Origin of the sequence: Dietzia sp. E1 (assembly GCF_014145015.1) — a bacterium.
GTDB classification, from domain to species: Bacteria; Actinomycetota; Actinomycetes; order Mycobacteriales; family Mycobacteriaceae; genus Dietzia; species Dietzia cinnamea_A.
In genome coordinates, this window is sequence record NZ_JAALDU010000536.1 from 1 (window position 1) to 6,288 (window position 6,288).

Annotated in this window: 7 protein-coding genes; 3 read left to right on the forward strand and 4 right to left on the reverse strand. The window is 66.4% G+C overall.

What is annotated here, in order from left to right; genetic code table 11:
* Nucleotides 1–43 precede the first annotated feature (43 nt).
* Complete coding sequence (locus tag G6030_RS15175; protein ID WP_063972546.1) at nt 44–394, reverse strand: hypothetical protein; 351 nt, start codon at nt 392–394, stop codon at nt 44–46.
* A gap of 358 nt (nt 395–752) precedes the next feature.
* Between G6030_RS15175 and G6030_RS15185 the strand changes: the two genes are divergently transcribed.
* Genes G6030_RS15185 through G6030_RS15195 form a run of 3 tightly spaced genes read left to right on the forward strand, consistent with a single transcriptional unit; the run spans nt 753 to nt 2,811 of the window.
* Nucleotides 753–1,271: a hypothetical protein gene (locus G6030_RS15185; RefSeq protein ID WP_206680924.1), complete on the forward strand. Its 519-nt coding sequence runs from the start codon at nt 753–755 to the stop codon at nt 1,269–1,271.
* Nucleotides 1,268–2,263 (forward strand): hypothetical protein, encoded by a 996-nt coding sequence (locus tag G6030_RS15190; RefSeq protein WP_182643689.1) that lies wholly within the window; start codon nt 1,268–1,270, stop codon nt 2,261–2,263. The genes G6030_RS15185 and G6030_RS15190 overlap by 4 nt, the downstream gene beginning before the upstream one ends.
* On the forward strand, nt 2,260–2,811 hold the full coding sequence (locus G6030_RS15195; protein WP_259825393.1) for a hypothetical protein: 552 nt from the start codon (nt 2,260–2,262) through the stop codon (nt 2,809–2,811). The genes G6030_RS15190 and G6030_RS15195 overlap by 4 nt, the downstream gene beginning before the upstream one ends.
* On the opposite strand, the gene G6030_RS15200 is transcribed toward G6030_RS15195, so the two are convergent.
* From G6030_RS15200 to G6030_RS15210, 3 genes are all read right to left on the reverse strand, one after another.
* Nucleotides 2,808–3,218 carry a helix-turn-helix transcriptional regulator gene (locus G6030_RS15200; protein WP_182643691.1) on the reverse strand — a complete coding sequence of 137 codons (411 nt, stop codon included), beginning with the start codon at nt 3,216–3,218 and terminating at the stop codon, nt 2,808–2,810. The two genes, G6030_RS15195 and G6030_RS15200, sit on opposite strands and share 4 nt — an antisense overlap.
* Before the next feature lie 1,541 nt (nt 3,219–4,759).
* Nucleotides 4,760–4,978 carry a hypothetical protein gene (locus G6030_RS15205; protein WP_182643692.1) on the reverse strand — a complete coding sequence of 73 codons (219 nt, stop codon included), beginning with the start codon at nt 4,976–4,978 and terminating at the stop codon, nt 4,760–4,762.
* 77 nt (nt 4,979–5,055) lie between these two features.
* Nucleotides 5,056–5,511, reverse strand: coding sequence for a helix-turn-helix transcriptional regulator (locus G6030_RS15210; protein WP_131886288.1), 456 nt, complete (start codon nt 5,509–5,511; stop codon nt 5,056–5,058).
* Between the last annotated feature and the right edge of the window lie 777 nt (nt 5,512–6,288).

A 6,288-nucleotide genomic window follows, 5' to 3' on the forward strand; every position in this document is an offset into this window, starting at 1 on the left:
ACCAAGACTGGCGGGAGCAGGGAAAGGGACCCCCACCAACTAGCTACTCCACCCGGCGGGCAAAGGGCTGTGTCGCATGGCCAACGTCGATGCCGTAGACCACCAGGGTGGACGCTCCGTCTTTATCGCCCTGGACCCGGATCGCGTCCTCGGCGTAGACCAGCAGGTCGTCGCCGACCGTGAACCTCGCCTGGATTGCCGTGGACCACTGAAACAGCTTCGAGTCAACGAACTGAACTTCATATCGAGTGGGGGAGTGGCGCGCCCCCGGTTGGCCACCGTGCTGCGGGCGCGAGTGATCGTCCACGACCCGCAGGGTCGTTAGTTGGGTGGATCCGCGCTTGGTCGTGATTGTGGTGGTGTGCAGGTGAATGAGAGAACCGCGAACGATCATCGTTGAACCCTAACGTCTCGACTTGAACACACGCGGCACAAGTGGCACTCGTTCCACTTGTGCCGCTAGAGCCGCACGCTCTTTGAGGCTGTGACGGTCCGGATGTGTTCAGGCCGGTAACCGCACCACTTCAGTCCGGGCGTGATCACAACTGGGAGAGCGGTCACCCACTTCAGCTCGGTCAGACCGTCTAGTGCAGCGGGGTCTTGGTCTACGTCGACGTAGAGGAACGTGACGCTGCCTTGCTCAAGCAGCCTCTTAGTTCTCATGCACGAAGGACAGGCCGCTCGGCCGTAGAGGGTCACTGACGGTGCGGTCATCCTGGACTCCCGATCAAAGTGCTGATCTCGTTAGGGTAATGAGCGTGCCTCGTCTGTCGCGGTTGCTCCGCCCCACCCGATCCCCGATAGACGCCGCGGTCGATGAGCTGATGAGTCGGTTGGCTGGCGTCACCGGTACCGCTAGCGAGGCGGAACTGGTGACCGCCGCCGTAGAGGTCTGTGGTGCGCCAATCGAAGTCGAGGAAGTCGCGCAGCCCCAGGGCCGGTACGGCATGGTGGCTCGGATTGCCCAAGGGCACGTGATTACCTTGGACCCGCACCTTCCCGGTGACCTTCGACTGCACACCTTGCTGCACGAGATCGGTCATGTGCTCCTGGGCCACACCGAAGAGGCTGGCGCCGGAGCGCCGGACCGGCTGACTGCGTTGGTCACCGGCCAGCCGGTGACCGATGAGGTCAACTGCGCTGTCCCCGAGTTTCGCCAGTGGGCGCAACGGGAGAACGACGCGGAGCAGTTCGCCTCGACGGTCGCCCGCAGGCTTCGACGAGGACTGACTGGCCGGCATCTTTCACGGTTGGACGAGGCCTTCGGATGACGACGTTGGTGGTTCTGATCGTTCTCGAGGTCGTGCTCGGCGCCTATGTGGGGACCCGTGTGCTTCGGTACTCGGCCGCTCCCAGCCCCACGCTTCGGGGGGCGATTCTCATCGCCGGCTCGCTTTTGGTCGGGATGCTCGCCGTCACCGAGCCTGTGGAGGTGCTTCTGCGCGGTCCGGGTGCGTCGACGGTCGCTATTCCGACGGTCCTCAAGCACTTAGGGATCCTCGGGTGCGCCGTCGGCGTCTTGTTGATGGCCTTGGCTCAGCGAACGCGGTACCGGCCGCAGGTCGAGCGCGCGATCTGGGCTGTGTTCGGGGCCGCGGCAGTGGCGATGGTGGCGTTGCATGTCGTGCCCGGTGGGGGAGGGCGCCGGATAAGCGTCGACTATGTGGAGTGGTCCCATACGCAGCCGTTGCTCCTGGTGGCGATGCTCATCGCCTACATAGGTGGGCTCGTGGCCAGCATCGGTCTCCTGGTCGTGATCTGGCCTCCGCGCCTGCGAACGGCCGCCGGCCGGGGCTTGTCGATCATGGCCTGCGGATCGGTCCTGCTAGCCGGCTGGTGTGTCGTACGCGTGCAGTATCTGTGGCAGTCCACGACCGCGACGGACTCGCCCGCCGACGGAGATTTCTTGATTACCCAGTTGTTGTCGGTGGTCGGGATGCTTCTGCTGACCGTGGGTCTGGTGTGGTCGACCGCGGAGGCCGACCTCGTCGCGTGGCGGCACTGGAGGAAGTTCCGCGAGCTCCATGCTCGAGTGGTCGAAGTGCTGCCCGAGGTCCGTCGGAGGTCGGACGTTCGCCTGGGCTTCGACACGTGGGTCTTTGACCGTGCGGTCGAGCTGCTGGACGGGCTGCACCAGATCGAGCAGGTTGCGGGCACTGAGACAGGGTTCCCGCGCCCACCGGAGACCGTCAGCGACGGAGAGATGACAGCGGTCGCCGAGCGGCTTGGCCGCGCTTATCGAGAGGACAAGGCATGGGCGTGAGCCCCGAGAAGGCGTTGACCGAAGTGCTCGCCCCGTGGGTGGTGCTGGCGGTTGGGGCAACGCATCTGGGTTGCGCTGTGAGGTCGCCGGGATGGGGAGTCGCCACGGCGGCGGGGCTGGGCCTGGTGCCGCAGGCGGCGATCACCTGGAGGGTGCGCCATCGAGGGTTGAGTGATCACCACGTCACCAAGCGGGAGGATCGGCCGCTGGTGATCGCCGGTATTGCGGTGTCGGTGGCCTCGCTGATGGTCGCCCAGCGGCAAGGATCGGCGCCGGCGGAGCTGCGCCGGATGACACGGGGAGCGCTGGTGACCTTGGCCGTGGCGGGCGCTGCGACGCTGCGGGTGAAGGTGTCGTTCCATACTGCGGTGCTTGCGGGTGTGGTGGCGGTGCTCGCACGGGAGGTCTCCCCGCGTTACTGGGCCGGGCTGGGACTTGTTCCTCCGCTGGCCTGGGCGCGGGTGCGGATTAGTCACCACACGCCGGTGGAGACGGTCTTGGGCGCTGCGATCGGCGCGGGCTGCGGTTATTGGGGAGGCGGACGCTAGTCCAGTCCAGCTCGCCGGCGCTCTTCCTCGACCGCGTTTCGGATGCGGGCGAGGGCATCGGGAGGCAGGTCGACGGCCCGGGCCGAGACCGCCAGAACCTCGCTGTCGCTGACTTTGCGCAGTAGAGCGATGTAGTCGTTGGTGCGTCGGTACTCGTCGTCATCGACGAAGTACTCGGGTGAGACACCGAAAAAAGCGGCGAGATCTCGTACGACTCGCTCGGACGGCTCGTGGGTGCCGCGCAGGAGCTGCGAGAGGTAGGGCTGGCTGAGATCCCCGCCGAGCTCTTTGACTCCTGCGACGATTTCCATCTGGGTGAAGCGGCCTCGTCCCGGGGGATGGGCGGTGGACACGAGCATTGACAGGCGCTCAGCGAACGTCTGCTTGATGCTCGGTCGTGACCTCATGGAGCCGATCTTACATTGATGCTGACGCGTCACGCGGGCGGCGAGGTCGGCTGAGTCCACTCCGGAACGCCACCGTCGGGGTGTACATGGCTCGAGGAACCCGGCGACGCTGCCGTGCAGGGCTCACTCTTGCGCCGACTTTGCTGGCTATCGTGCGAGGTTAAAGCGGCTATCCGCGACTGGTCCTCGTTGACGGCGTCGCAGGATCGAGCGGATGGCGTCCATGTGGCGTGACACCTGCTCGGGAGTAGCCGCGCGTTCCTCGGCTGCGGCGGCAGCCTCGGCCCGTCGTCGCTGCTCTTCGAGGGCGCGCTGTCGGTGCTGGTCGGCCACCTCGCTAGGCGAAGGGCCGGCGAGGACGTCCCGAAGCCGGGAGAGGCGATGTCGCAGGAAACCGGCTGGGTTCTGGATGGTGGAGGGCCAGTCGCGGGGGTTTGCTCGCGCATCCTGGTTGAGAACTGCCACTAGATCGCGGCCTGTCCAGCGGTTGCAGTCGACCAGCTCGGCCACTACGTCAACCAGGGAACCCAGATGCCGGCCGTTGTCGAGGCTCTTTGCTGCGGCGACGAGCTGGGCGGTGACGATGTGTGCCTGGCGAGGTCGCTCTCGCTCTTTGGGTCCGTGTGAGCGCCCGGAGGGCGCCGCCGCGCGCTTGCGCGCGTGTGTGGGGGAACACTCCCTACGGGGAGTTTTACTCCCCGTAGGACCCCTACGGGGTAGATACGAAATTGGGTACCACCTGCGGGGAGTCGTAAGAGCCCACGTGGATGCGGCTCGAAGCTGCACGCCGTCGTGGTGCACGGCGGCCTGGAACCGCTCCTCAGCGGTGAGGTACCGGCCCCTCGCGACCTCGACAGCCAGCTCCAGCTCCGCTAGGACGGCGCGGGCGTTGGAGACAACATCGTGGCAGAACGGTCGAGAACGGTCGGCCAGCTCGGCCGCAATACGACCGATGGTCTCGTTGGATGCGGTGACACGGCGACCGGTATCCGCGTCGGCGAGGCGAGCACAGGCCCGGGCGACGAGCAGGGCGGTGCGTGGGGAAACGCGCCACTTGCGGCACAACTGCCGGCCACGAATGCACGCAAGCTCTGCCGCGGTGCCGGCAAGCCACTTGGTACGGGATTGCCACACCAGGGCCGGCTGTCGGCCGTCGAGGGCCCACGAACGTCCGCGCTGACCGCGAAGCTGGTTTTCTTTTTCGGCGCCTTCGATCCGCGTACGGATCACGGTGCCGAGGTCGGGTTCTTCGGTGGTATCGAGGTCTGTTGGCGCACCCTGCGACGCGCCCAGCTTCGGCATGCTGGACACGGCATTTGGGTGTGCGCTACCCTCGGAACAGCTACGCAAGCTGGTTCCGCCTTTCGGGGTGGGCACCAAAACCGGGGTTACGAGCGGCTAACTCGTCCCGGTCACACGTTCGCGATCGCCCTTCGGATTCGGCCCCGGGGGGCGATCGCTTTTTGTGTGGGTGCGCTATGCGGTTGTCAACGACGCTGGTTGAGTCCCGTGCGCCTCCTATCTCTTAAAGTCAGTGATGATCAGCCAGTGCGACCGAGAAGGTCGAGCGCACTGGGCGTCTCTGCCTCTCGCCGCTTGTACTCGGCGAGACCGTAAGTGACGACGTCTTGCAGCACCTCCCACCGCTTCCGGCCAGATCTGCGCCAGGTTGCGTTGAAGTCGGCCACTAGAGCCTTGTCGATCTCGCCGTTGAGCTGCGTGCGGTGATCGCGGGTCCGCGGGCGGCCGAAGGTCGTCATGGCCTTATTAATAACACGCGTGTAGTTCGGCGTCGAGCATTTGCCGCCACACGGGCGTGTCCGAATATAGCGTGGGACTAGACGAACTTCGCCCCGGACTGCCGTCGTCGGTCGTTTCGGGTGCGATTCCAAGCCTCGAGGACGCGGGCAGGAGGGACACCATAAGCCGCGGCCAGGGCGTTGCAGAGCTCTTCGCGGGGCGCCGACACTCCCCGTTCCATCTTCGACAACTGCGGCTGGCGCAGGCCCGCCGCCTCGCACGCCTCCTGCTGGAGAAGGCCGGCGTGTAGCCGAAGATCGTGCAGCCGCTCCTCGTCCTCGCTGACCAGGGTGAGGTCCGCTGGCCGCAGGCCCAAGGCTCGAGCCAGGCCAACGAGTAGGGGGGCGGATGGGGCGCGAGTGCCGTCCAACCAGCTGTGCACGGTGTTGGGGGAGATATCCAGGTGGGCGGCGATGTCGTCAGCGCTCACCCCTCGACGGGACATGGCGGCCCGGAGGGTGGTGGGGCTGATTTGCCCCGCACGGCGAGGCATCGGCTCCCCTTCGTCGGCGTGTCTTGCCCGACAAGTCTGTCCAACGAACGGCCTTAAGCCTTCCACTAGCGGAATATATCGTGGAGTTATAGAGTGTGCCCATGCCGACAGCCGGCCAGCCGCTCGCGGCGGGTCGCAGCCCTACGCCGGGATCGCTGGCGGTACCCTACCAATATTGGTACCAATATCGCGCCGGGGAGCAAGGAGCCGAAGTGACAGAGAACGACCAACGGTCAACAGCGGGCCCAGCTCTACGAGGAGCCCTCGTTGGGGCGACAACGGCCCTAATCGCGTTTGGGGGCGTATCGGTAGCCCTGGCTGCGACTCAGTCGGGAATCGAGGAAGCGACTGCGCCCGCAGCTCGACCGTCGACCACGCAGGCCGGCGTGGACGTGGCCCAAAAGACCAGCGCGACTCCACGTTCCGTGAAGGCCGCTCAGTCGACCTCGCCCCGGACGGCTACGCAGCAGCGTTCTGCCCAGGCCCAACAGGCCGGCCTAGCGAAGGCGGTCCAGCCAACCCGTGAGGTGAAGAAGGAGAACGAGCCCGACGAGCGCCGAGAGTCGGCCCCCAAGGTCGAAACCGCTCCGGCGCCGCAGGCTCCCACGCAGCAGTCCCGCTCTCCGCAGCCCGCGCCGGTGCAGCAGTCCCCGTCGTATCCCGTTCAGCAAGCCCCGACGTACCCGGTGCAACAGGCGCCGGTTCGACAGGCACCCGCTCCCGCACCCGCTCCCGCGCCCGCGCCCGCTCCCGCGCCCGCTCCCGCGCCCGCGCCCG